Source organism: uncultured Gemmiger sp., from assembly GCF_934561205.1.
Taxonomy (GTDB): domain Bacteria; phylum Bacillota; class Clostridia; order Oscillospirales; family Ruminococcaceae; genus Gemmiger.
Genome location: NZ_CAKTFU010000001.1, coordinates 143267 through 165325, shown reverse-complemented (window position 1 = coordinate 165325; position 22059 = coordinate 143267). Strand labels below are relative to the sequence as shown.

Sequence of the window (22059 nt, the reverse complement as noted above, 5' to 3'; positions counted from 1 at the left end):
CAAAAAGCAGCCGTGTCGACAAAGCCGACACGGCTGCTTTTTTCTGCCTTTTTTAGAAATAGCACTTGATTTGGAAACGATCTTCCTGCTTGTTTTCCTGCACGACCAGCTTTTCGTGGTTAAAGTCAAACTTCACCGCCTGGCAATCCTCCAGATTGCGGGTCAGGCGCAGCAGCTGATCCACCCGCTTTTCCTCGTCCTTGGTGTAAAACAGGTAGCTGGCACCCTGTCTGCGGGCGCGCCCCGTGCGCCCGATGCGGTGGGTGTAATGCTCGTTTTCGTCGGGTACATCGTAGTTGATCACAGCGTCCACATCCGAAACATCAATGCCGCGTGCCGCCACGTCGGTGGCAACCAGCACATCGATTTCACCCGCCTTAAAGCGGGTCATAATGCGGTTGCGCTCTGCCTGCGACAAATCGCCGTGCAGGCAGTCCACATTAAAGTTCAGCCGTGCCAGCTGGTTGGCAAGCATCCCGGTGTTGTACTTGGTGTTGCAGAAAATCATCACACGCTTGTACCCTTCGCTGATAATGATCTGCGCGGCGTCCGCCAGCTTGTCGCGCCCGGTGGTCAGCAGCTTGTACTGGGCAATTTTGGGGCTGGAATCCTCCACAGGCTGTACGCTGACCTCGGCAGCGTTGTGCTGGTACAGCCAGCCGATGTCCAGCACCTCGCGGCTGATGGTGGCAGAGAACATCGACAGGCTCTTGCGGTGCTTCATCAAATCAATGATGTGGCGCACGTCCTTGTAAAAGCCCATATTCAGCATCTCGTCCGCCTCGTCCAGCACAACGGTTTCCACATCGGAAACATCAATGGCATGGTGGCGGTAGTGGTCCATCAAGCGCCCCGGCGTGGCAACCACGATATGGCAGCCCGCCTTCAGCTGGCGCTGCTGCTTTTCCAGCCCCGCGCCGCCGTACACGCAGACGATTTTGATTTCCGGGCGATACTGCGCCAGATTTTGCAGATCCTGCGCGATCTGCTGTGCCAGCTCGCGGGTGGGGCTTAGCACCACAGCCTGCGGCTTGCAGACGGTCGGGTCCACCTTGGACAGAATGGGGATGCCGAACGCCACCGTCTTACCGGTGCCGGTGGGTGCCTTGGCGATCATATCATGCCCCGCCAGCATCAGCGGGATCGCCTTTTCCTGAATTTCCGTCATTTCGGTAAAGCCCATGGTCTGGGTGGCGCGGATAATTTCCGGCGCGACGCCGGTAAGCTGGGTAAACTGCATAGGTTGTAACTGCCTTTCCGTCAAATTTGTACATTTACAGTCATTATATCAGCATTTTTTGCTTTCTGCAAGACGCAAAAATCCCCGCCCTGTGGCGGGCGGGGACAAAGCGGTTTATTTTTTGGTGGCACGGCGTGCCGATTTACCGCCGGTCTTTTTGGCGGTCTGGGTGCGGGTGGATTTTACAGGGGCTTTGCGGGGGGCTTTCGGGGCGGGGTCAATTTCTTTCAGCAGGCGTTCGGGTACAGGCTCCAGCCGCCACTGCTGGTTTTCGCCAAAGACATCCTGCCAGATCTGCGCCTGTGTGCCGTTTTCCACACGCATACCCACCAGGTCGATGACCTTATCGGCCAGCACGTTGCGCAGCTTGACCTTGCCGCCGCCGGCCTCCACGACCTGCCAGCGCTGCCCGGCACCTGTGGTACTGCTCCACTGGTGCACCCAAGTGCCGTTAACCACGCCGGACATGGCTAGATCCATGACCTTGCCGGTAAAGCGGTTGCGGATGCGGTATTCGCCCTCACCGGCTTCCTCAAAGCTCCACTGCTGCCAAGGCTGACCCTCATAGCTCCACAGCTGTACGGATGCGCCGTTCTCGGTATTGAAATCTGCCACTTCCAGCACACGGCCATTGGCGGCGGCGATGGTATAGAATGCCTCCGGGCGGATAACAGTCTGGGCGGATTTTTTCATAACGGGTTCCTCCTTTGCGGAATCGGCAGCCTGCCGTTCCGTTTTGCAGTCTGCCGTTCCGTTTTTCTTATTATAGCACGTTTCCGCCGCGCGGTTTTGCCAAATTTTCGCCGCCGTTTTTGTCGGTTTTGTCAGGGCTATCCCTGCATTTTCTCCGCCAGTATCGGCAAAAAGTCCTCGGTGCGGTTCGGCATCTCGCCAAACCACAGCGCACTCATCACGGTGTCGCCCTTGACCAGAATCACCTGCTCAAACACACCCTCGTTGTCGTAGGCGTAGGCGGCATCGACCCCCGCGGGGCAGGGGATCGCCACCGGGTCGGGTGCCATATCCTTTTTAAGGCCATGCAGTTCTTTCGCAAGGCGCTGCGCCATCCACGGGGCAGCCGTCCGGTAATAATCCACATACAGGTGGCAGGGTGCGGTGCCGATGTAAGCGTCCTCGTCATAGTGCAGGATGCAGGGTGCCAGCACACTGCCTTGCGCGGTCAGGCTGGTCTTTTCCTGTACCGCGTCGCTGCCTGTCAGGTCGGTCAGCGTGGCAAAGGGCAAAGCACCGTACTCGTCCGCCGAAATCTGCGTCGGCTCGCCCCAGCCTGCCGCCACCGCCACCATACCGACAACCAAAACCAGCGCGCCCAGCACGCTTGCGCGGTAGCGCACTGCCTCAGCGCGCCACGGCTTATTGTGGTCAAGGGGGATTCCCTGCTTGAGCTGTCGGGTCAGCCTGCGCAGGTTCAGCCAGCCGCTGACGCCGTACAGCAGGTAGTCAGCAAAAAGCAGCGCGGCAAGCAGCACCGTACCCGGTGCTTTGACCAGTGTACCCAGCCAGAAAAAGCCGCCCCGCATCCCCATATTCAGCGCCACCACGGCGGCATTCAGCAGCACCACCACGGCGGTGATGCGCGCATCCCGCCGCACCATTTTTAGGCTCAGTGCCTGTACAGCGGGGTCGGTGTCCAGCTCGGGCGCGGCAGGGTCGCTGCAAAGGTAGACAAACAGCTCGCCGCGTGCGGCAACAAACTGCCATCCCTCGCCGGAAAACAACTCCTGCTGCTCCGGGTCGGGGGCTTCGGGCGGGTTCTCAAACAAATTTCCTTCCAGCCGCGCCGCCGTAATGCGGTAGCGCACCTTGGCAGGCTCTGCGCGGCGGAAATGGGCAAACACGCTGCCCCACCGGGTGAGAAACAGACCCTTGGCTGCCTGCTCCTGCAGCCAGCTTTCCATACGCTCCACATCATAAAAATGGCAGGGCAGGGGACGCAATACAACGTCATTACGCATCTTCGTTCACTCCTTTGGTTGTCAGTTCCGCAGGGGAAAGCACCTCTGCCGCGTCTGCGTTTTGCAGGCACCGCAGCAGGCGGCTGCGCTCCCCTTGGTAGGCGGCTTTTCCGGCGGCGGTCAGGCGGTAGTAGCGCTTGCAGCCCACCGTGCCAGCCTGTGTCAAAAAGCCTTCTTTTTCAAATTTGGCCAGCAGGGTATACAGGGTGGCAGGTCCCAGCCGCACCGCACCGCCCGAAATTTCCGCCGCAAAGGCGGTAATTTCGGTGCCGCAGGCGTCGCCGCGGGTCAATGCCATCAGGGTATAGAACATAGCCTCGGTCAGATTCTCCAGTGCTTGCTTGGGCATCTTGGTTCACCTCGTATAACGATATCGTCTAATGATATTGTATTACGATATCTTGGTTTTGTCAATAAAAAAATCCCCGCTTTTTTCAAAAAAGCGGGGAACAGTCTGACGAAAAATTTTACCGCACCACAATGGCTTTGGCAACACGGTCGGCGGCGTCCTGCCCGTTCAGGCGGGCAGCCAGCGCCAGCGCAAAGGGGATCGCCGCGCCCAGTGCCTCACCGGTAATGATGTTGCCGTCCTCGGTGACCTGCTCGCCGGTGTAGGTCGCCCCTGCGGCGGTCAGCGGCGCGTCCATACCGGGGTAGACGGTGGCGCGCTTGCCTTTCAGCACGCCGAAATCCGCCAGCACGGTGGGTGCTGCGCAGATGGCGGCAATGTACTTGCCCTTGGCGGCAAAGTCCTGCACAATGCGGCGCACAACGGTGTCGGCTTTCAGGTTATCCACACCGGGGATACCGCCCGGCAGCACACAGGCGTCATAGGCGTCCGTCAGCACCTCCTCTGTCAGGGCGTCCGCTACCACCGTAATACCGCGCGCACTGGTCACGGCTTTGCTGCCGCCCACTGCCGCAATGGTCACTTCCACCCCGGCACGGCGCAGAATGTCCACGCACAACAGACCCTCGCACTCCTCCAGACCGGGAGCAAAAAATACCAACGCTTTTGCCATAGTAATACCTCCTTACAAAATCAATCCAGTTTCAGGTCGCCGTCCTTGATGTAACCCTTTTTGCGCATAAACTCGCAGAAGATCACACTCAGCACGGCGGGCAGAACAAAGCATACCAGCACAAGGCCCAGCCAGTCAAAGGCAGTCACAGCCTTGCCGGCCTCGACCCAGCCGGTGTACACGCCGATCTGACCCACCAGACCGCAGGTGCCCATACCGCTGGATACGGCAGGGCCGTTCATCTCCAGACGGAACAGGCAGGTCGCAATGGGGCCGGTGATGGCCGCGGCCAGCGTCGGGGGGATCCAGATGCGAGGGTTGCGGATGATGTTGGGCATCTGCAGCATGCTGGTGCCCAGGCCCTGGCTGACCAGACCGCCGACACCGTTTTCACGGTAGCTCATCACGGCAAAGCCGATCATCTGGGCGCAGCAGCCTGCCACGGCAGCACCGCCGGCCAAGCCGGTCAGGCCCAGCGCGGCGCAGATGGCCGCGCTGGAGATGGGCAGCGTCAGCGCAACACCCACCAGAACAGAAACCACAATGCCCATCAGCAGGGGCTGCAGCTCGGTAGCCCACATGATGACACTGCCCACGGCGCTGGCCGCCTTGCCGATGGCGGGGGCAAACAGCACGCTCAGGCCGGTGCCGACCAGAATGGTAACGGCGGGGGTGACCAGAATATCGACCTTGGTCTCCTTGCTGACAATCTTGCCGACCTCGGCAGCGACGATGGCAATCAGGTACACAGCCAGGGGGCCGCCTGCGCCTCCCAGTTCATTGGCAGCGCCGCCTACGGCAATCAGGCTGAATAGCACCAGCTGCGGTGCATGCAGCGCATAGCCGATGCTGGCAGCCATGGCGGGGCCAGCCACGGCGGCGGCATAGGTACCGGCAGTGACCAGAAAAGCAATCCCCAGCTGCTGGCCCAGCGTCTTGATGATGGTACCGATCAGCAGGCTGGCAAACAGCCCCTGCGCCATGGCACCCATGGCGTCAATACCATAGCGGTGCGCGGAAAAAACAACGTCCTTCCGCTGTAAGAAACTCTTAAAATCTTCCATGCAATTTCCCTCTTTCCGAGCCTTTTTGGCAGGCTCATTGCCTGTAATTGTAACACGATGTTGCATAAAAGACAAGTTACGGGCATTGAAAAAAGCCCGCGTATGCGTTAAAATAATATAGACATTTTGTACATAGTTATAAAGGAGTTCCTATGGATAACCGTTCTGTTTCGCGCCGCGTGCGGTTTTCAGCCGCATTGTGCTACGTCAGCGTATTGATTTTGATCCCTGCCTGTACGCAATCCCGCAAGGATGACTTTGTTAAGTTCCACTTAAATCAAGGCTTGGTCGTGCTGGCGCTGGCCACTGTCTGCGGTGCCGTCTCTCTGCTGCCCTATTGCGGGGAGCTGGGCCTGACATTGACCCTGCTGGTGGACGCTCTGTCGCTGGTGGGGCTGGTGCAGGCACTGCGCGGGTATATGACCCCGCTACCGTTGGTGTCATATATCACAAGGAATTTCCACCCGTTTGGGTAAAGAAAAGGCCGCACCCCGTTTTTTGCGGGATGCGGCTTTTTGCGTATATACGGCCTTTCGGTCACTCGGTTTTCAGGTGATACGGCGCAAAGGCGTTGCTGCCTTCGGGCACCGCCGTGACGGTTTTTCCTGTTTGCTCGCTCAAATAGCTGCACAGCGCGTCAATGCCGTGGTAATCCACATACACATCGCTGCGGTCAACGGCATCCCGCAGGGGGTTCGTCATGCCGTAGTTTTTCAGCGTTTGCAGATACTGCGGCGATCCGTTGTACCACCCGCCCTGCATTACAATGTTGGAGAAAAATCCCTTTTCCCGCGGCTGCCAGACAAGGTAGCCGTTGATTTCCGTCGTCTTTTCGCCGGACAGCAGGTACACATGCTCCTTGTCAGCGGCCATAGCCGTCAGGTATTCCTCCTCGCCCTGTGCCAGCTGCTCCAAAGCCTGCCTGCTCGCTGTAAGGCCGTGATAGGTCGGCACAGCCATGGCCAGCGTTACCGCTGCTGCCGCCGCAAGCGCCCATGTACCGCGCCTTGCGGCCATCGGGTTTTCCTTGTCCGCGCGGGCAAGACCCGCCGCCGCAAAAACCGTCGCGCCCAGCATGAGCGATAGTTCGACCCATTCGGGCAGACGGTTGACATAACACAGCAGCAGCATCTCCGCCGCGGTCATACCTGCGGCCCACAGCACGCCGCCGGGGTGCCCGCTTGCCACAGCAAGCCCCAGGCACAAAAGCAGCATCAGCGCCGTGCCTCGGCCGTACAGGCTGCCGCCCAGCGCACGGATATGCCCGCCCAGCGCCCTGACCGCACCTGTCAGGCCGTACCCGTGGATGCGGCTGCTGATTTCCTGCAGCCGCTGCGCCGTGAAATTCTCGGTATCATAAAAATCCCAGCGCAAAAGCTGGGTGTACTCGGCATCGGTCACACCGATGTCAGCCGGTGTGTTTTCCTCACCCAAAAAATTGCACTTAAAATCGCTGAATTCTGTGCGGGCCGCGTTGTACTGCAGGTAGGCCGCCCAGTCGGGGTCGGCCTGATAGGCCGCGCGGTCAACCAGTTTTGCCCCAAACACCAGGCAGAACATGGCCGCCGCCACAGTCAACGCCCGCTTTTTTTCGGGCTTGTCCAAACGGATAAACCTCTGCAGCAAAACCCAGGCCGACAAGCCCCCCACGGCAAAAAACATGTCAAACCGCAGCATGGCCCCCAGCAGCACCAGCGCCAGCCCCAACAGGTTTGCGCGGCTTTTTTTGCCCAGATTCTCCAGCAAAACCACCAGACCCGCGCACAGCGCCAGCGCCGCCGTCTGGGTATACTGAATACGGAACAGTGCATTTGCCCCAAAGGCAGCCATCATCGCCACGGCAAGCACCGCACCCCGCAGACGGCCAAAGTGCCGTATGCCGTAATAGGTCAGCACCGCCGTGCCCGCATACAGCAGCCCCACCTGGGACAGTGCAAACCAGTTCAGGCTGTCGTTCAGGCATTGCAGCCCCCGCAGCAGCCAGCCGTACAGAATATTTACATACACTAGATGCACGCGATCCGGCCCGTAGGCGCCAAACGCAATGTTGGAAAGTATCGCGTCGTCGTTGGTTCTGTACCAAACACCCCAAACCCCGATGACCACCGCAAAAAACACGACGGTCAGGGCGCAGCTCAGGGCGGCATCCTGTTTTTGATCTTTTGTCATTTTGACCACACAATCCGCAAATACAGCAGCACCGCGGTGTAGGTCACATCGCGGTGCTGCGGAATAGCCATTTTAATTTTTTACTGCACCATCATGTCGGCAGCCTTGTACAGGTCGCCGCAGCTCATGCAGACCACCAGGTCCCCCTTGCGGGCATTCTGCTTAACCCAGTCGGCAGCCCCCTGCAGACCGTCGACCACCACACTGCCGGGCAGCCTGGCGGCCAGATCCTCGCTCTTGACGCTGCCGTCGTCAGCCTCGCGGCCGCCCATAACCGGCAGCAGCACGACCTGGTCGGCTTCCTTCAGCACCTTGACAAAGTCGTCCATCAGCATCTTGGTGCGGCTGTAGGTGAACGGCTGGTGCACAGCGATAACACGGTCATAGCCCAGTTCCTTGGCGGTGGCCAAGGTGGCGGCCATCTCGGTGGGGTGGTGGGCGTAATCGTCCACGATCACGGCGCCGTTGCATTCGCCCTTGATTTCAAAGCGGCGTCCGGTACCGTGAAATTCCTTGGCGGCGCGCACGGCGTCCTCAGGCTTCAGACCCAGCGGGCGCACACAGCAGCACATAGCCAGGGCGTTATAAATGTTGTGGTAGCCGGGCACACCCAACTCGATGTGGGCAAAGAAATCCCCCAGTTCGGTGACGTCAAAGGCATAAAAGCCGGGCTTATACTCCACAATATTGACAGCGCGGAAACGAGCCTCCTCGCGGATGCCGAAGCTCAGCACCGGACGGTCGATGGTGTTGACGACGTCCAGCGTATTGCGGTCGTCCATGTTAAAGACCACCGTGTGGGACAGCAGGGCAAACTTCTGGAATGCCAGTTTCAGCTGACCCATGGTGCCGTAGTATTCCAGGTGGTCGTTGTCGATGTTCAGGATCACGCCGACCGCGCTGGTCAGATGCAAAAACGTCTCGTGGTACTCGCAGGCCTCAATGACCACACTGCTGCCGCTGCCGGCCTTGCCGTAGCCGCCGATAAGGGGCAGCTTGCCGCCGATGACGGCAGCCGGGTCCTTGCCCGCCAGCTCCAGCATGGTGGTGATCATGCCGGTGGTAGTGGTTTTGCCGTGGGTGCCGGCGACACCGACGCTCTGGATATAGGCACGGCTGACATAGCCCAGCAGAATGCTGCGTTCCACCGCCTTGATGCCGCGCTCACGGGCGGACTTGAGTTCGGGGTTGTCGTCATGGATGGCGGCGCTGTACACGACCAGATCGGGGTTGCCCAGGTTGGCGGCATCGTGGCCGATATGCACCGTTACGCCCAGGGCACGCTCTGCCTCGGTGTTGTGGGTCTCCTCCACATCCGAACCGGTGATGGCGATACCGCGACTGTGCAGGATCTGGATCAGGGGGTAGGTACCGGAGCCGCCGCAGCCGATAAAGTGCACGGTTTTTACGCCGTCCAGCAGGGCGGAATCAAACATAGGATACATCATTGGGACGTCACCTCAAAAAATCAGCACCCGATTCGGGCGCAATTTTAATTTTACCAGTAGATTTACATTATTATAATATTTTTTTTCGGTAAAATAAACACTTTCTACAAATTTTTGGTATAATGACAGAAAAGGAACTGCATTTCTTGACAGTTTGCACATTCGCATGGGCGGATGTATGACTTTTTGTCCGCCGCCCGGCGTCAAAGTCCGATAAACAGGAGGGTAAAATGGCAAAAATCATCTGGGGCGTTGACCCTTTGGCTATCAGCCGACTGCACGAACCGGCAGGGGAGTGCCCCCTTACCGCCGCCGAATTGGCACGTCTTAGCATACCTGCGCGCAAGCGTGAGCGTGTAAGGCAGGAGCTGACGCGCCTGGCCGCCGATTTTGACAAGCCCACACTGGAAAAGCTCGCCGTGCAGATCGCCCGGCGGCTGTGGTAGGGCAATTCCCCTTAATTCCTGTACATTGGTGGGAATTTGTTCTTGTGCTTTCGGGCGCAACGTGGTATAGTATAGCTTGTTAGTATTTTTGTAAGGAGCATCTCTATGCTGGAATTACGTCATGTCGGCTTTGAAACCGCCGACAATAAAGAGATCCTGCACGACGTCAACCTGACCGTGGAGGAGCGCTTTGTCGCTGTCACCGGTCCCAACGGCGGCGGCAAATCCACGCTGGCCAAGGTCATTGCCGGTATTTATCAGCCCACCTCCGGCCAGATCTTGCTGGACGGCGTGGACATCACCCACATGTCTATCACCGAGCGTGCCAACCTGGGTTTGAGCTACGCTTTTCAGCAGCCCGTTCGCTTCAAGGGGCTGCGCGTCAAGGATTTGCTGAGCCTTGCCGCCGGCAAGGACACCGACGTCAACCAGGCCTGCAGCTATCTGAGCGAGGTCGGCCTGTGCGCGCGCGACTATGTGGACCGCGAGCTGAACGACAGCCTGTCCGGCGGCGAACTCAAGCGCATTGAGATTGCCATGGTTCTGGCACGCGGCACCAAGCTGTCCATTTTTGACGAGCCGGAAGCCGGCATCGATTTGTGGAGCTTCCAGAACCTGATCCGCGTATTTGAAAAAATGTACGAGCAGACCCGCGGCAGCATCCTGATCATCAGCCATCAGGAGCGTATTCTGAACATTGCCGACAAGATCGTCGTTATCAAGAACGGCCATGTCGAAAAGGTCGGCGCCCGCGCCGATATCCTGCCCGCCCTGCTGGGCAGCGCCGATGCGGCCAATCCTGCCTGCAGCGTGCTGGCAGACAAAGTGGAAGGGGTGCGCAAATGATCGACGCGATTGAACAAAACCTGCTGCGGGAGGTCGCCGACCTCGACAGCCTGCCGGTCGGCGCTTACAACATCCGCGCCAACGGCGAGCTGGCCGGGCGCAACACCACCGCCAACATTGATATCGTGACCAAGCAGGACAAGCCCGGCATCGATATCTTTATCCGCCCGTTCACCAAGAACGAGAGTGTACACATCCCCGTCATCCTCAGCCAGACCGGGCTGAAGGACCTCGTTTACAACGACTTCCACATCGGGGAGGGCGCCGACGTCACGATCATTGCCGGCTGCGGCATCCACAACTGCGGCGGCGGCGATGCCCAGCACGACGGCATCCACACCTTCTACCTGGCCAAAAATGCCAAGCTGCGCTATGTCGAAAAGCATTACGGCGAGGGTGACGGCCGCGGCAAGCAGGTCATGAACCCCACCACCATTGTGCATCTGGCCGAGGGCGCGCAGATGGAGATGGAAACCGTGCAGATTGCCGGCATTGATGATACCATCCGCAACACCAGCGGCGATTTGGCCGCAGATGCCAGCCTTGTCATCCACGAAAAAATCATGACCACCGGCAGCCAACGCGCCGTGACCAACTTTGACGTTGAGCTGAACGGCGACAACTGCTCTGCCAACGTGGTGTCCCGCAGCGTTGCCAAGGACAACAGCGTGCAGGAGTTCAACAGCCACATCAACGGCAACTGCGCCTGCGCCGGTCACAGCGAGTGCGACGCCATCATTATGGACCACGCCTCGGTCATTGCCAACCCCGGCTTGGTCGCCAACAATGTGGACGCCAGCCTGATCCACGAGGCCGCCATCGGCAAAATCGCCGGCGAGCAGCTGATCAAGCTGATGACTCTGGGCCTGACCGAAAAAGAGGCAGAGGATCAGATCGTCAACGGCTTCCTGAAATAAGAACCTATACAAAAGCCCCGCTTTGCTGTGCGCAAAGCGGGGCTTTGTTTATTCTTCGGTTTCTGTTTCGGGGGCAGGGGGCAGGTCGTTGCCCTCGCTGTCAATGCCGCGGCGCGCCAGCAGCACATGCACAAGTTCCTGCATCAGGCCGTACAGGGTGGCAAACACCGGCACACCGATGACCATGCCCACCAGGCCGAACAAATCGCCGCCCACAATGATGGAGAACAGCACCCACAGCGCCGAAATGCCGATGGACTGACCCAGAATTTTGGGGCCGATAAAGTTGCCGTCAAACTGCTGAATGACCAGAATCAGAATGACAAAGACAAACGCCTGTACGGGGTCGACCAGCAGCAGAATAAAGATACTGGGCACCGCACCGATAAAGGGGCCAAACACGGGGATAATGTTCGTGATGCCGATGAATACGCTGATCAGCATCGCATAATCCAGCCGCAGAATGGTCATGGCCACAAAGGTGATAACGCCGATAATGGCCGAGTCGATGATTTTGCCAACAAAAAAGCCGGTAAAGTTGGCGTTGGCGTAGCTGCAGATACGCAGCACATTGGCTGCCATCTTGCGCGGGAAAAACGCATGCGTCAGCGTGCGCAGCTGGTGCAGCAGGTGGTCGCGATCCGCCTGCATGTAGGCGCTGGCCGCCACGGCGGTAAAGATGCCCACAAAGTTGGACGCCACATTGCCGATGGACGCCAGGATCTGCGGCATGGCGTCGGTTGCCAGCTTGCTGATTTTGTTGACCAGCGTGGCGGTATCGCTCAGGGTTTGTATGGCTTTGTCTAAATTGACCGCGTAGGTTTCCTGAATGTACAGCAGGGTATCCTTGGCGTTGGACGCATAGGTCGAGAAGTTGTTGAACAGCATCATCACGCTGGCCACAATTTGGGGAATGACCATCCACGCCAGCAAAAACAGCACCAGTACTGCCACGGCGTAGGCCAGCAAAATGGCTACCCAGCGAAACTTTTTGCTGTTTTTCAGCAGCTTTTCCTCAAAAAAATTCACCATGGGGTTCAGTATATAGGCAAGCACCACGCCCCCCGCAAACGGTGACAGAATGTTCAGGAATTTTTGTACGCCGCCCACAAAGTACCCGATATTGTTCAAAAGCAGATAAAACGCAATGCTGGCAAAGGTCAGGCACATCCAGTCCAGCATCGTGTCAGGCTTTTTTTCCAAAAAATTCTTGCTCACACCTTATAGCTCCTTTTTCCGTATTATTACTATTGTACCGCTTTCCGCGCGGGGGGACAAGACCCGCTTTGCATAATTTACAGAACTTTTACGGTTGCGCAAAATCTCTTGTGCGCGTATACTGAGTATAACGATTCTGTGGCAGAAAGGATTGCATACACGATGAAAATTTTGGTCAGCACCTGTCTTTTGGGCGTTCACTGCAAGTATTCCGGCGGCAGCAACCATGTGTCCGGCATGGCCGAGGCTCTGCAGGCGGCAGGGCACACACTTGTGCCTGTCTGCCCTGAGGTGTACGGTGGGCTGCCCACGCCACGCACCCCCGCCGAACGGGTGGGGGAGAAAGTTCTGGCAAAGGATGGGCGCGATGTGACCGCCCAATACCAAAAGGGCGCTGCGGCCGCCTTGCAGCTGGCGCACCTGACCGGCTGCACCGCCGCCGTCCTCAAAGCCAACAGCCCCAGCTGCGGCTGCGGCACCATTTACGATGGCACCTTCAGCGGACGCAAAATCTGCGGCAACGGCGTAACAACGGAGGTTCTGCTTGCCGCCGGGCTGGCGATTTATAACGAGGAAACCTATACCGAGCTGCTGTAATTTCACAGCAAGCAGCGCCCCCGCGGGAATTCCGCAGGGGCGCTGCTGTTTTGTTTAGTGGTTTTTGTAATAATTGATCAGGCAGCCGTCCGCCAGAATCTGCCGTTCGGCGTCGGTCATTGCGCCCAGCCGCACCGCAAAGGGTACAAGGCGTCCGTCCGGCTTGACCGCCACGGCGGGCAGCTGCTCCGCTGCCGTCAGCAGCGCCTTGCGCACGCCGGGCAAAAAGACGTAATCGCCCTTGGCAAGCAGGTCGGGGGTATCGGTCACAAAAGGCAGCATGCCCCAGTTGATGCAGTTGGAGCGATACCGCTTGGTCGCGTACTCGGTGGCGATATTCGCCGCGCCGCCCAGCACGCGCTGGCAGCTGGCGGCCTGCTCACGCGCAGAGCCGTCACCGGGCTTGTTGGCGTAAATCGTCGATCCTACGTTTGTATTTTGGGTATCCACGGCATAGCCGCCCTTTTGCAGGGCTTCGTACACTGCCTGCAATTCGGCAGGCACAGCACCCTTGCGGCGCTCGGCGTCCAGCGCCTGCACCGCCTTGGCGGCGGGCACATAGTCGGGGTCCTTGCGGGACAGCGTAAACTCCGCCAACCGAAGCGGGTTGGAACGGAAGGACGACGTCTCGCCGGAGGGGATCAATTCATCGGTCGTCGTCACAGGGTCGGTGATGTAGCTGACCACCTTGACCAGCAAGTCCTCGCTCAACGCGGGCTGGGCGGGCCAATCCTTGATGTTGGGGCCAAAGCGCAGGGCGTAGTCCGGCTCCGGCTTGCCCCAGCCGTTGTAGACGCGCTTTTCGTACACAGAGCCGTCAAAATGGTAGGCAGGCAGGGTCGGCTCGCTGTCGCAGACCTCGCTGGCGGCGGTCAGGTAGCCGCCGTTGGCAGCCGTGGCGGCAATGGAACGGGCGTCCATCAGCGCCACCGCGCTGATCTGTCCCTCGCCGGGCTTGGAGCCTTCGCGGTTGGGGAAATTGCGGGTCGTGTGACGGATGGACAACTCGCCGTTGGCGGGGGTGTCGCCCGCGCCGAAGCAGGGGCCGCAGAAGCACTCGCGGAAGATACCGCCCGCCGATACAATATCCGCCACCGCGCCGTTTTTGACCAGCTCCAGATAGGTCGGCATACTGTCGGGGTAGACGCTCAGCTTAAAGGCGCCGTTGCCGCAGCTGCGCCCCTTGACAAGGTCCGCCACGGCGCAGATGTTTTCAAACGTGCCGCCGCTGCAGCCCGCCACAATGCCCTGATCCACATAGATACGGCCGTCGGGGCATATCTTGCTCAACAAATCCATCTGCACCTTGCCGCCCAGCTGGCGGTTTGCCTGCTGCTCGATCTCGTGCAGAATATCCTTGGCGTTCGCCTTTACCTCGCGGATGGGGTAGGCATAGCTGGGGTGCATCGGCAGGGCGATCATACATTCCACCGTCGAAAGATCCAGCTCAATGCAGCCGTCATAGTACGCGCCCTCGGCGGGCTTCAGTTCCTTGTACGCTTCGGGGCGGCCGTGCTGCACAAAGTACTGTTTCGTCACCTCATCGGTCTGCCAGACCGAACTCCAACAGGTGGTTTCCGTCGTCATAACGTCAATGCCGTTGCGGTAATCGGCGCTCAGATTGGCAACGCCGGGTCCGATAAACTCCATGACCTTGTTCTTGACATAGCCGTTGGCATAGGTGGCACCCACCAGCGCCAGCGCCACGTCGTGCGGGCCGACGCCGGGGTTGGGCTTGCCGGTCAGGTAGACCGCCACCACACCGGGATAGCTCATATCGTAGGTGCGGCCGACCAGCTGCTTGGCCAGTTCGCCACCGCCCTCGCCCACAGCCAGGGTGCCCAGCGCGCCGTAGCGGGTGTGGGAATCCGAACCCAAGATCATCCGCCCGCAACCGGACATCATCTCGCGGTTGTAGCTGTGGATGACCGCCATATTCGGCGGCACATAGATACCGCCGTACTTGTGCGCGGCGGACAGCGCAAAGCGGTGGTCGTCCTCATTGATGGTACCGCCCACGGCGCACAGACTGTTGTGGCAGTTGGTCATGACATAGGGCAGGGGAAAGCGCTCCATGCCGGAGGCACGCGCCGTCTGGATAATGCCCACATAGGTAATGTCGTGGCTGGTCATTGAGTCGTATTTCAGCCGCAGCTCCTGCATAGAATCGGCGGTGTTATGTGCTTTTAATATGCCATAAGCGATGGTGCCGCAGCGGCCTGCTTCGGTATCCGCCCCGACGGGAGCCGCCTGTACCTTGCCGCCCCGATAGCAAACGCCCGTTTCGTGCAATTTCATAGCCAAACTCCTTTTTACAACCGTTGGATCAGCGCAGCGGTAAATGCCTTTGTACCGGCCGTGCCGCCCACGTCCGCCGTGACCACCTTGCCCTCTGCCGTCTGGTCATAGATGGCACGGTTCAGCCGTTCGGCCTTGTCGGTCATGCCCAGATCGTTCAGCATCATGGCAAAGGCCATCAGAATCGCGCTGGGGTTCGCCTTGTCCTGCCCGGCAATGTCGGGGGCAGAACCGTGCACCGCCTCATATATCCGCGTGGTATCGCCGATATTGGCGCTCGGCGCAAAGCCCAGGCCGCCCACCAGCCCCGCGCACAGGTCGCTGATGATATCGCCGTACAGGTTGGGTGCCACCAGCACGTCAAACTGTTCGGGCTTTTGCACCAGCTTCATGCACAGCGCGTCAATGATCACATCATCGGCGGCAATGTCGGGGTACTCGGCGGCGACATCGCGGAATACACTTAAAAATAAGCCGTCGGTCAGCTTCATAATGTTGGCCTTATGCACTGCCGTGACTTTTTTGCGCCCGTTCTTGCGGGCATAGTCAAAGGCAAAGCGGCAGATTTTGTCGCAGGCGGGGCGGGTGATGAGCTTGACGCCGTTGGCGATATCGTCGTTGAGCATATACTCGATGCCCTTGTACAGGTCCTCGGTATTTTCGCGCACGATGACCACATCAACGTTGTCATAGCGGCTTTTTACGCCCGGCAGTGTGTGTACGGGGCGCAGGTTGGCGTAGGTGGCAAAGCGCTGGCGCAGCTGCACATTGATGCTGCGGAATCCCTTGCCGATGGGTGTGGCCGTGGGGCCCTTCAGCGCCAGGCCGCAATCCTCGATGGCATCCAGCAGGCCCGGCTGCAGCAGCTCGCCCTCCACGGCGGCATACTCCGCCCCGGCGGCAAATTCCTGCCACACAATGCCGGTATCCAGCGCCTCGGAAACAGCACGCACGCTTTCGGCAATTTCACGGCCGATGCCGTCACCCGGAATCAGAACAGCCTTCATAAGTATTTCCCCCTCATTAAATTACACTGTATATTTACCACTATACCCGCTTTGGGCGGCCTTGTCAATGTGTGCGGTAAAATTATTTTGTTTTGTATGCGTGTATCTTAATTTAATAAATTTTTAACCAAATATTTTTGCAAAAACTTTAAGTTTTGCTTGACGCAAGCCCCAAGTGCGGTTAAAATAGTAAATAAGCATTGCAACTCAGCCAAACCCGCCGCGCGGGTCAAAGCAGTATATTTATACATTTGCAAGGAAAGGGGCTGCCTATGTACTATCCCGATGTACCGGCCTTGGAGCCGGACGAGCTGGAACTGCTCTGCCATGAATATATCGAACACAACGCCACGCTGGACCCGCATCTGGCGGATAAACTCGGCGTCAAGCGCGGTTTGCGCAATCTGGATGGCACCGGCGTGCTGGCCGGTATCACCAACGTTTCCAGCGTTATCGGCTACGACAAAAAAGAGGACGGCACCATTGTGCCCATTCCGGGTCGGCTGGTCTACCGCGGTATCGACATTGACACCCTGGCAGCCGAGGCGGACGCCAACGACCGCTTTATGTTTGAGGAGGTCATCTGGCTGCTGCTGTTCGGCTCTCTGCCCACGCAGGAGCAGTTTGCCAAATTCCAAAAGCTGCTGGAGCATCACCGCGAACTGCCCGAAGGCTTTGCCGATGATATGATTTTGAACTCGCCCTCGCCCAATCTGATGAACAAGATGGCGCGCAGTGTGCTTGCCATGTACAGCTACGACGAACACGCCGAGGACAACAGCCTGCCCAATATCCTGCGCCAAAGCATCAACCTGATTGCTGAGCTGCCCACCATGATGGTCAACGCCTACCAGATCAAGCGCCGCGTCTATGACCGTTCCAGCATGTATTTTCACCTGCCCACGCCGGGGCAGAGCACCGCCGAGCATATTTTAAGCACCTACCGCGCCGACCAGAAGTTCACCCACGAGGAAGCGCGTCTGCTGGATCTCTGCCTGCTGGCACACGCCGACCACGGCGGCGGCAACTGCTCGACCTTTACCTGCCGTGTGCTGTCCAGCTCCGGCACCGACACCTACGCCTCCATCGCGGCAGCCATCGGCGCGCTGAAAGGCCCCAAGCACGGCGGTGCAAACCTGAAGGTCATGCACCAGCTTGACCATATCCTTGCCAATGTGGAAAACCCCGCCGACGATGACGAGGTGCGGGAGTATCTGCGCAAGATTTTGCGCAAGCAGGCAGGGGACGGCAGCGGCCTGATCTACGGCATGGGTCACGCCGTGTATACGTTAAGCGACCCCCGCGCCCAAATCCTGAAAACCCACGCCAAGAGCCTGGCTTACAAAAAAGGCTATGATGAGGAGTACGAGATGCTTTGCAGCATCGAGCGTCTGGCACCGCAAGTCTTTGCCGAAGAAAAGCACGGCCCCAAAAAAGTGTGTGCCAACGTCGATTTGTTCAGCGGTCTGATTTACCGTATGCTGGGCATCAGCGAGGATCTGTACACACCGCTGTTCGCCATTGCGCGTGTGCCCGGCTGGTGCGCCCACCGCGTTGAGGAGGTGGAGTTCGCCAACCGCATCATCCGTCCGGCGTACAAGTACCTGGGCCACGACCAGGAGTATGTGCCGCTGAACCGGCGGTAAGAACGTTCCGCAGCAACAGCAAAGCCCCCTGCCTTGCGGCAGGGGGCTTTTATAGTATTTCTATTTACCTCAGAACGCAACCTTCTTGGCAATGTAGTCCTTCAGCTCGCTGATGGGCATACGCACCTGCTCCATGGTGTCGCGGTCACGCACAGTCACGCAGCCGTCGGCTTCGACCTTGTCGTCGCCCACGGTCTGGAAGTCCACGGTGATGCACAAAGGCGTGCCGATCTCGTCCTGACGGCGGTAACGCTTGCCGATGGAACCGGCATCGTCGTAGTCGACCATAAAGTCCTTGGCAAGCTCGTTGCGGATCTCCATCGCCTTGTCGCCCAATTTCTTGGACAGCGGCAGCACGGCGCACTTGAACGGTGCCAGATAGGGGTGCAGACGCAGCACGGTGCGCACGTCCTCCTTGCCCTTGGCATCGACCATATGCTCCTCGTCGTAGGCCTCGCACAGGAAAGCCAGCGCCACACGGTCACAGCCCAGAGAAGGCTCGATGACGTAAGGCACATAATGTTCGTTGGTTTCGGGGTCAAAGTATTCCAGGCTCTTGCCGCTGGCCTCCTGATGACGGCTCAGGTCATAGTTGGTGCGGTCGGCAATGCCCCACAGCTCGCCCCACTCGGTGAACGGGAAGGCGTACTCAATGTCGGTGGTCGCGCGGGAGTAGAACGCCAGCTCGGCAGGCTCATGGTCGCGCAGACGCAGGTGTTCTTCCTCAATGCCAAGGCTCAGCAGCCAGTTCTTGCAGAAATCCTTCCAGTAGGCGAACCACTCCAGGTCGGTGTCGGGCTTGCAGAAGAACTCGCACTCCATCTGCTCGAACTCGCGGGTGCGGAAGGTGAAGTTGCCGGGGGTGATCTCGTTGCGGAACGCCTTGCCGACCTGGCACACGCCGAAGGGCAGCTTGCGGCGGGTGGTGCGCTGGATGTTGGCAAAGTTGACAAAGATGCCCTGCGCGGTTTCGGGGCGCAGATAGCAGGTGGAGGAGGAATCCTCGGTAACGCCGATGGCGGTCTTGAACATCAGGTTGAACTTGCGGATGGGGGTAAAGTCGTGCTTGCCGCAAACGGGGCAGACGACCTCGTCATGCTCGGCAATAAAGGCGTCCATCTCGTCAAAGGTCATCGCATCGACGTCCACGTTCTTGCCCTGCTCGCAGTCGGCGATCAGCTTGTCGGCGCGGTGGCGGCTCTTGCAGGCGCGGCAGTCCAGCAGCGGGTCAGAGAAGCTGGCAACGTGGCCGGTGGTGACCCAGGTCTGGGGGTTCATCAGGATGGCGGCATCCAGACCCACGTTGTAGGGGCTTTCCTGCACGAACTTTTTCAGCCATGCCTTTTTGACGTTGTTCTTGAACTCAACGCCCAGGGGACCGTAGTCCCAGCTGTTGGCCAGGCCGCCGTAAATTTCGCTGCCCGGATAGATGAACCCGCGGTTTTTGCACAGGTTCACGATCATGTCAAGGGTCTTTTCACTGTTCTTCATACATTACTCCTTCCGCATGGCTGGCTGCCACACAAAGCGATTTATTTCCCACCGCGCCGCGTTTTCGGCGCGATAGCCACATTATACCACGCCCCGCCGCGCAGGGCAAGCGCTCAGGCGTTGCCGCCCAAGGTCTTGATGTCGTCGTTGTCGGCAAAGGCCACGGCATTGTAACCGGCAGCCTCCAGCGTTCCGAACTGCTTGCCCAGCTTTTTGGCTTGGGGCAGCACGGTCACGTCGTAGTCGGCGCGCAGGGTCTCGGCCTTGTGCAGCACGTCGGCAAAGTCGGCATCCTTCAGATACAGCAATGCCAGATGCGGCTTGGCGCCGGGGATCTGGTAGCCCTGCTCCAGCAAAATGCCGCAGACACGCTCAAAACCGATGGAGAAACCGACCGCAGGCACCTGCTGCCCGATAAACTTGCCCACCATGTTGTCATAGCGTCCGCCGCCTGCCACCGCGCCGCTGAACTGCGGGCAGGTAACCTCAAACACCATGCCGGTGTAGTAGCCCTGACCGCGCACCAGGCTGGGCGCATAGGCAATGCCGTAGCGTCCGCCGGCGATTTTTTCGCTCACGGCAATGACGTAGCGCAAATCGGCGGTCAGCGCCTCATCGTCGACCTTGGCGGCGACGGTATCCAGGCTGAAATCCCCCGCGCGCAGGAACTCGTCCAGCGCCTGCACGGCGGACTCGGCAAAGCCCTTCTCGGTCAGTTCCTTCTTAACGCCGTCCGCGCCGATCTTGTCCATCTTGTCAAAGCTGATGCAGACGGAATCCAGCTGATCCTCGGCAAAGCCCATCTTCTGCAGCATGGCGCGCAGGATGCGGCGGTCATTGATGTTGACGGTAAAGCCCGTAAAGCCGATGCTCAGCAGGGCGCGGGCGGTCACGTCGATCAGCTCCACCTCGGCATTGGGGGAGGAATCGCCCAGAATGTCGATATCGCACTGCACAAACTCGCGCAGACGGCCCTTCTGCGGGCGCTCGGCGCGGTAGACGCGGTCGGTCTGGATGACCTTAAAGGGGTTGGGCAGCTCGTTGCGGTTGGCCGCATAATAGCGGGACAGCGGCAGCGTCAGGTCATAGCGCAGACCCATATCGGACAGCTGCTTTTCGTCGCCGCTTTGCAGGGCGGCGGCCAGCTTGTCGCCGCGCTTCAGCACCTTAAAAATCAGGTTCAGGTTGTCGCCGCCGTCGCTCTTGTCCAGGTTTTCCATATCCTCCAAGATGGGGGTGGAAATGCGCTGGAACCCGGCTGCGCGGTAGGTAGATAAAATCCGGCCCTGGATATAATCCCGCAGGGCCTGCTCGCGGGGCAGCAGATCGCGCATACCCTTCAACGGTTGTGTTTTCATGGCGGTTGCTCCTTTATACACAATGTAGGATTCAAGTCTTATCCTTATATAATAGCTTGCCCGCCGCATTTTGTCAACGAAAAACGTCCATACTAGCCCCTATGGGGAGGGGATGGCGTGGACAAAGCAAACCGAGGGCCTTTTGTTTTGGCAGCAGGGGCGGCGGTGCAGCTGCTTACCGGTATACCGGCGGCGTGGGGCGTATTTCAAAAGCCGCTGATGCAGGGGTACGCGCTGTCGCGCGGGCAGGTGATGCTGGGCTTTGCCTTTTTGGTGGCAGCCTACGGCGTGGGCTGTGCGGCGGGCGGGCTTTTGCAGGACAAGCACGGTCCTAAGTTTGCCGGGCTGTGGGGCACCGCGCTGCTGGGCGGGGGATTTCTGGCGGCGTCCCTGGTGCCCGCGGGCAACACGGCACTGTTTTTGCTGGTGTTCCCGCTGCCGGCCGGGCTGGGCAGCGCCTTTTTGGCACCGTCTGTGTTGGCCTGTGCGCAAAAATGGTATAAGGGCAAAAAAGGTCTGGCCACCGGCGTGACCGGCGCGGCGATGGGGTTTTCGGGTGCGTTCTACACGCTGTTTGTGCAGGGGGTGGGGCAGCGCTTCGGCATACGGGTGTGCCTTGCCGCCTTGGGTGCGGTGATGCTGGTCGTCTGCGGGGCAGGAGCGGCGCTTTTGCAGGACCCGCCCCCGGCAGCCGCCGCACCGCCGCAGCAGGGGCTTACCTATAAAGAGATGCTGCACACCGCACAGTACGCCCTGTGCGCGGCGGCGGTGGCACTGTCCGCCCCGGCGGTGCTGCTGTTCAGCCCCGAAATTTTGAAGATTGCCGCCGAGCGCGGTGTGCCGGAATCTGCCGCCCCGCTCAGCATTGTGCTGGGTTCGGCATTCAGCGCGGCGGGACGTCTGCTCTGCCCGGCTGCCAGCGACCGCCTGGGCCGCAAGTCGGTTTTGCTGGGCATCTATGCGGGGCTGGCGGCAGGTTCGCTCTGGTTTGCCTTTGCGCAGGGGCAGACGGTGCTGTTTTCCTACGCCTTGCTGACCTTTTTTTATTCGGGCGGTGCGGCGGTGCAGCCTGCCCTGAACAGCGATCTGTTCGGCCTTGCCCACGCAGGGGTGAACTACGGCTTTATCGCACTGGGAATGAGCGGCGGCAGCCTGATCAGCTATATCGGCAGCCAGGCGCTGCCCTTAGCCGCGCGCCACTGGCTGGCAGGGCTGTGCGCCCTGGCGGGCGGTGTCTGCATTGCCTGCCTGCACCCGGTGAAGAAGGAGTGATAGGGGTGAAGCCTGACTGTCAATAAACTTAACGGGACGATTGT

The 22059-nt window shown here is 59.2% G+C and carries 20 protein-coding genes; 7 read left to right on the top strand and 13 right to left on the bottom strand.

Going from position 1 to position 22059, the window contains the following annotated elements:
* Positions 1-52: 52 nt before the first annotated feature.
* The 6 genes from Q0I19_RS00830 to Q0I19_RS00805 all read right to left on the bottom strand — a co-directional run bounded on the left by Q0I19_RS00830 (position 53) and on the right by Q0I19_RS00805 (position 5302).
* Complete coding sequence (locus Q0I19_RS00830; protein WP_294759448.1) at positions 53-1240, bottom strand: DEAD/DEAH box helicase; 1188 nt, start codon at positions 1238-1240, stop codon at positions 53-55.
* Between the two features lie 114 nt (positions 1241-1354).
* Positions 1355-1933: an RICIN domain-containing protein gene (locus tag Q0I19_RS00825; protein WP_294759447.1), complete on the bottom strand. Its 579-nt coding sequence runs from the start codon at positions 1931-1933 to the stop codon at positions 1355-1357.
* Between the two features lie 137 nt (positions 1934-2070).
* Positions 2071-3216, bottom strand: a complete 1146-nt coding sequence (locus Q0I19_RS00820; protein ID WP_294759446.1) for a DUF2812 domain-containing protein — start codon at positions 3214-3216, stop codon at positions 2071-2073.
* Positions 3209-3565, bottom strand: coding sequence for a PadR family transcriptional regulator (locus Q0I19_RS00815; RefSeq protein WP_294759444.1), 357 nt, complete (start codon positions 3563-3565; stop codon positions 3209-3211). Before Q0I19_RS00815 ends, Q0I19_RS00820 begins: the two co-directional genes overlap by 8 nt.
* A 118-nt stretch (positions 3566-3683) precedes the next feature.
* Complete coding sequence (locus tag Q0I19_RS00810) at positions 3684-4238, bottom strand: DJ-1 family glyoxalase III (protein WP_294759443.1); 555 nt, start codon at positions 4236-4238, stop codon at positions 3684-3686.
* A gap of 20 nt (positions 4239-4258) precedes the next feature.
* Positions 4259-5302 (bottom strand): PTS sugar transporter subunit IIC, encoded by a 1044-nt coding sequence (locus Q0I19_RS00805; protein WP_294759442.1) that lies wholly within the window; start codon positions 5300-5302, stop codon positions 4259-4261.
* Between the two features lie 152 nt (positions 5303-5454).
* Between Q0I19_RS00805 and Q0I19_RS00800 the strand changes: the two genes are divergently transcribed.
* Positions 5455-5778 carry a hypothetical protein gene (locus Q0I19_RS00800; protein ID WP_294759440.1) on the top strand — a complete coding sequence of 108 codons (324 nt, stop codon included), beginning with the start codon at positions 5455-5457 and terminating at the stop codon, positions 5776-5778.
* Positions 5779-5839: 61 nt separating this feature from the next.
* On the opposite strand, the gene Q0I19_RS00795 is transcribed toward Q0I19_RS00800, so the two are convergent.
* Positions 5840-7471: a hypothetical protein gene (locus Q0I19_RS00795; protein ID WP_294759438.1), complete on the bottom strand. Its 1632-nt coding sequence runs from the start codon at positions 7469-7471 to the stop codon at positions 5840-5842.
* An 80-nt stretch (positions 7472-7551) separates the two neighbouring features.
* Complete coding sequence (gene murC, locus Q0I19_RS00790; protein WP_294759436.1) at positions 7552-8919, bottom strand: UDP-N-acetylmuramate--L-alanine ligase; 1368 nt, start codon at positions 8917-8919, stop codon at positions 7552-7554.
* 230 nt (positions 8920-9149) lie between these two features.
* Here murC and Q0I19_RS00785 point away from each other — a divergent pair, with 230 nt between their 5' ends.
* The 3 genes from Q0I19_RS00785 to Q0I19_RS00775 all read left to right on the top strand — a co-directional run bounded on the left by Q0I19_RS00785 (position 9150) and on the right by Q0I19_RS00775 (position 11128).
* Entirely contained in the window at positions 9150-9365 is a 216-nt protein-coding gene (locus Q0I19_RS00785; protein WP_294759434.1) for a hypothetical protein, read from the top strand.
* Between the two features lie 105 nt (positions 9366-9470).
* The gene (locus Q0I19_RS00780) at positions 9471-10211 is read left to right on the top strand and encodes an ATP-binding cassette domain-containing protein (RefSeq protein ID WP_294759433.1); all 741 of its coding nucleotides are present in this window, start codon (positions 9471-9473) and stop codon (positions 10209-10211) included.
* Positions 10208-11128 carry a SufD family Fe-S cluster assembly protein gene (locus Q0I19_RS00775; protein ID WP_294759431.1) on the top strand — a complete coding sequence of 307 codons (921 nt, stop codon included), beginning with the start codon at positions 10208-10210 and terminating at the stop codon, positions 11126-11128. The genes Q0I19_RS00780 and Q0I19_RS00775 overlap by 4 nt, the downstream gene beginning before the upstream one ends.
* Before the next feature lie 48 nt (positions 11129-11176).
* Here Q0I19_RS00775 and Q0I19_RS00770 read toward each other — a convergent pair whose 3' ends face one another.
* Positions 11177-12346 (bottom strand): AI-2E family transporter, encoded by a 1170-nt coding sequence (locus tag Q0I19_RS00770; protein WP_294759428.1) that lies wholly within the window; start codon positions 12344-12346, stop codon positions 11177-11179.
* 162 nt (positions 12347-12508) lie between these two features.
* Between Q0I19_RS00770 and Q0I19_RS00765 the strand changes: the two genes are divergently transcribed.
* Entirely contained in the window at positions 12509-12943 is a 435-nt protein-coding gene (locus Q0I19_RS00765; protein WP_294759426.1) for a DUF523 domain-containing protein, read from the top strand.
* Between the two features lie 54 nt (positions 12944-12997).
* Here the strand turns inward: Q0I19_RS00765 and Q0I19_RS00760 are convergent, their stop codons facing one another.
* Positions 12998-15241, bottom strand: coding sequence for a hydratase (locus tag Q0I19_RS00760; RefSeq protein WP_294759424.1), 2244 nt, complete (start codon positions 15239-15241; stop codon positions 12998-13000).
* A 14-nt stretch (positions 15242-15255) separates the two neighbouring features.
* Entirely contained in the window at positions 15256-16248 is a 993-nt protein-coding gene (locus tag Q0I19_RS00755) for an isocitrate/isopropylmalate family dehydrogenase (protein WP_294759423.1), read from the bottom strand.
* A 272-nt stretch (positions 16249-16520) separates the two neighbouring features.
* Here Q0I19_RS00755 and Q0I19_RS00750 point away from each other — a divergent pair, with 272 nt between their 5' ends.
* Positions 16521-17894 carry a citrate synthase gene (locus Q0I19_RS00750; RefSeq protein ID WP_294759422.1) on the top strand — a complete coding sequence of 458 codons (1374 nt, stop codon included), beginning with the start codon at positions 16521-16523 and terminating at the stop codon, positions 17892-17894.
* Between the two features lie 69 nt (positions 17895-17963).
* Here Q0I19_RS00750 and Q0I19_RS00745 read toward each other — a convergent pair whose 3' ends face one another.
* Together Q0I19_RS00745 and hisS are read right to left on the bottom strand one after the other, a co-directional pair.
* Entirely contained in the window at positions 17964-19385 is a 1422-nt protein-coding gene (locus tag Q0I19_RS00745) for a glycine--tRNA ligase (protein WP_294759421.1), read from the bottom strand.
* A gap of 113 nt (positions 19386-19498) precedes the next feature.
* Positions 19499-20743 carry a histidine--tRNA ligase gene (gene hisS / locus Q0I19_RS00740; RefSeq protein WP_294759420.1) on the bottom strand — a complete coding sequence of 415 codons (1245 nt, stop codon included), beginning with the start codon at positions 20741-20743 and terminating at the stop codon, positions 19499-19501.
* Between the two features lie 117 nt (positions 20744-20860).
* Here hisS and Q0I19_RS00735 point away from each other — a divergent pair, with 117 nt between their 5' ends.
* Positions 20861-22015, top strand: a complete 1155-nt coding sequence (locus Q0I19_RS00735) for an MFS transporter (RefSeq protein WP_294759418.1) — start codon at positions 20861-20863, stop codon at positions 22013-22015.
* Positions 22016-22059: the final 44 nt, after the last annotated feature.

Excerpts from the sequence above, each read along its gene's own strand:
- Q0I19_RS00780 (WP_294759433.1), top strand. The coding sequence starts at position 9,471 with ATGCTGGAATTACGTCATGTCGGCTTTGAAACCGCCGACAATAAAGAG.
- Q0I19_RS00785 (WP_294759434.1), top strand. The coding sequence starts at position 9,150 with ATGGCAAAAATCATCTGGGGCGTTGACCCTTTGGCTATCAGCCGACTG.
- Q0I19_RS00750 (WP_294759422.1), top strand. The coding sequence starts at position 16,521 with ATGTACTATCCCGATGTACCGGCCTTGGAGCCGGACGAGCTGGAACTG.
- Q0I19_RS00820 (WP_294759446.1), bottom strand. The coding sequence starts at position 3,216 with ATGCGTAATGACGTTGTATTGCGTCCCCTGCCCTGCCATTTTTATGAT.
- Q0I19_RS00795 (WP_294759438.1), bottom strand. The coding sequence starts at position 7,471 with ATGACAAAAGATCAAAAACAGGATGCCGCCCTGAGCTGCGCCCTGACC.
- hisS (WP_294759420.1), bottom strand. The coding sequence starts at position 20,743 with ATGAAAACACAACCGTTGAAGGGTATGCGCGATCTGCTGCCCCGCGAG.
- Q0I19_RS00745 (WP_294759421.1), bottom strand. The coding sequence starts at position 19,385 with ATGAAGAACAGTGAAAAGACCCTTGACATGATCGTGAACCTGTGCAAA.
- Q0I19_RS00830 (WP_294759448.1), bottom strand. The coding sequence starts at position 1,240 with ATGCAGTTTACCCAGCTTACCGGCGTCGCGCCGGAAATTATCCGCGCC.
- Q0I19_RS00810 (WP_294759443.1), bottom strand. The coding sequence starts at position 4,238 with ATGGCAAAAGCGTTGGTATTTTTTGCTCCCGGTCTGGAGGAGTGCGAG.
- murC (WP_294759436.1), bottom strand. The coding sequence starts at position 8,919 with ATGATGTATCCTATGTTTGATTCCGCCCTGCTGGACGGCGTAAAAACC.
- Q0I19_RS00805 (WP_294759442.1), bottom strand. The coding sequence starts at position 5,302 with ATGGAAGATTTTAAGAGTTTCTTACAGCGGAAGGACGTTGTTTTTTCC.
- Q0I19_RS00760 (WP_294759424.1), bottom strand. The coding sequence starts at position 15,241 with ATGAAATTGCACGAAACGGGCGTTTGCTATCGGGGCGGCAAGGTACAG.
- Q0I19_RS00755 (WP_294759423.1), bottom strand. The coding sequence starts at position 16,248 with ATGAAGGCTGTTCTGATTCCGGGTGACGGCATCGGCCGTGAAATTGCC.
- Q0I19_RS00815 (WP_294759444.1), bottom strand. The coding sequence starts at position 3,565 with ATGCCCAAGCAAGCACTGGAGAATCTGACCGAGGCTATGTTCTATACC.
- Q0I19_RS00765 (WP_294759426.1), top strand. The coding sequence starts at position 12,509 with ATGAAAATTTTGGTCAGCACCTGTCTTTTGGGCGTTCACTGCAAGTAT.
- Q0I19_RS00775 (WP_294759431.1), top strand. The coding sequence starts at position 10,208 with ATGATCGACGCGATTGAACAAAACCTGCTGCGGGAGGTCGCCGACCTC.
- Q0I19_RS00800 (WP_294759440.1), top strand. The coding sequence starts at position 5,455 with ATGGATAACCGTTCTGTTTCGCGCCGCGTGCGGTTTTCAGCCGCATTG.
- Q0I19_RS00825 (WP_294759447.1), bottom strand. The coding sequence starts at position 1,933 with ATGAAAAAATCCGCCCAGACTGTTATCCGCCCGGAGGCATTCTATACC.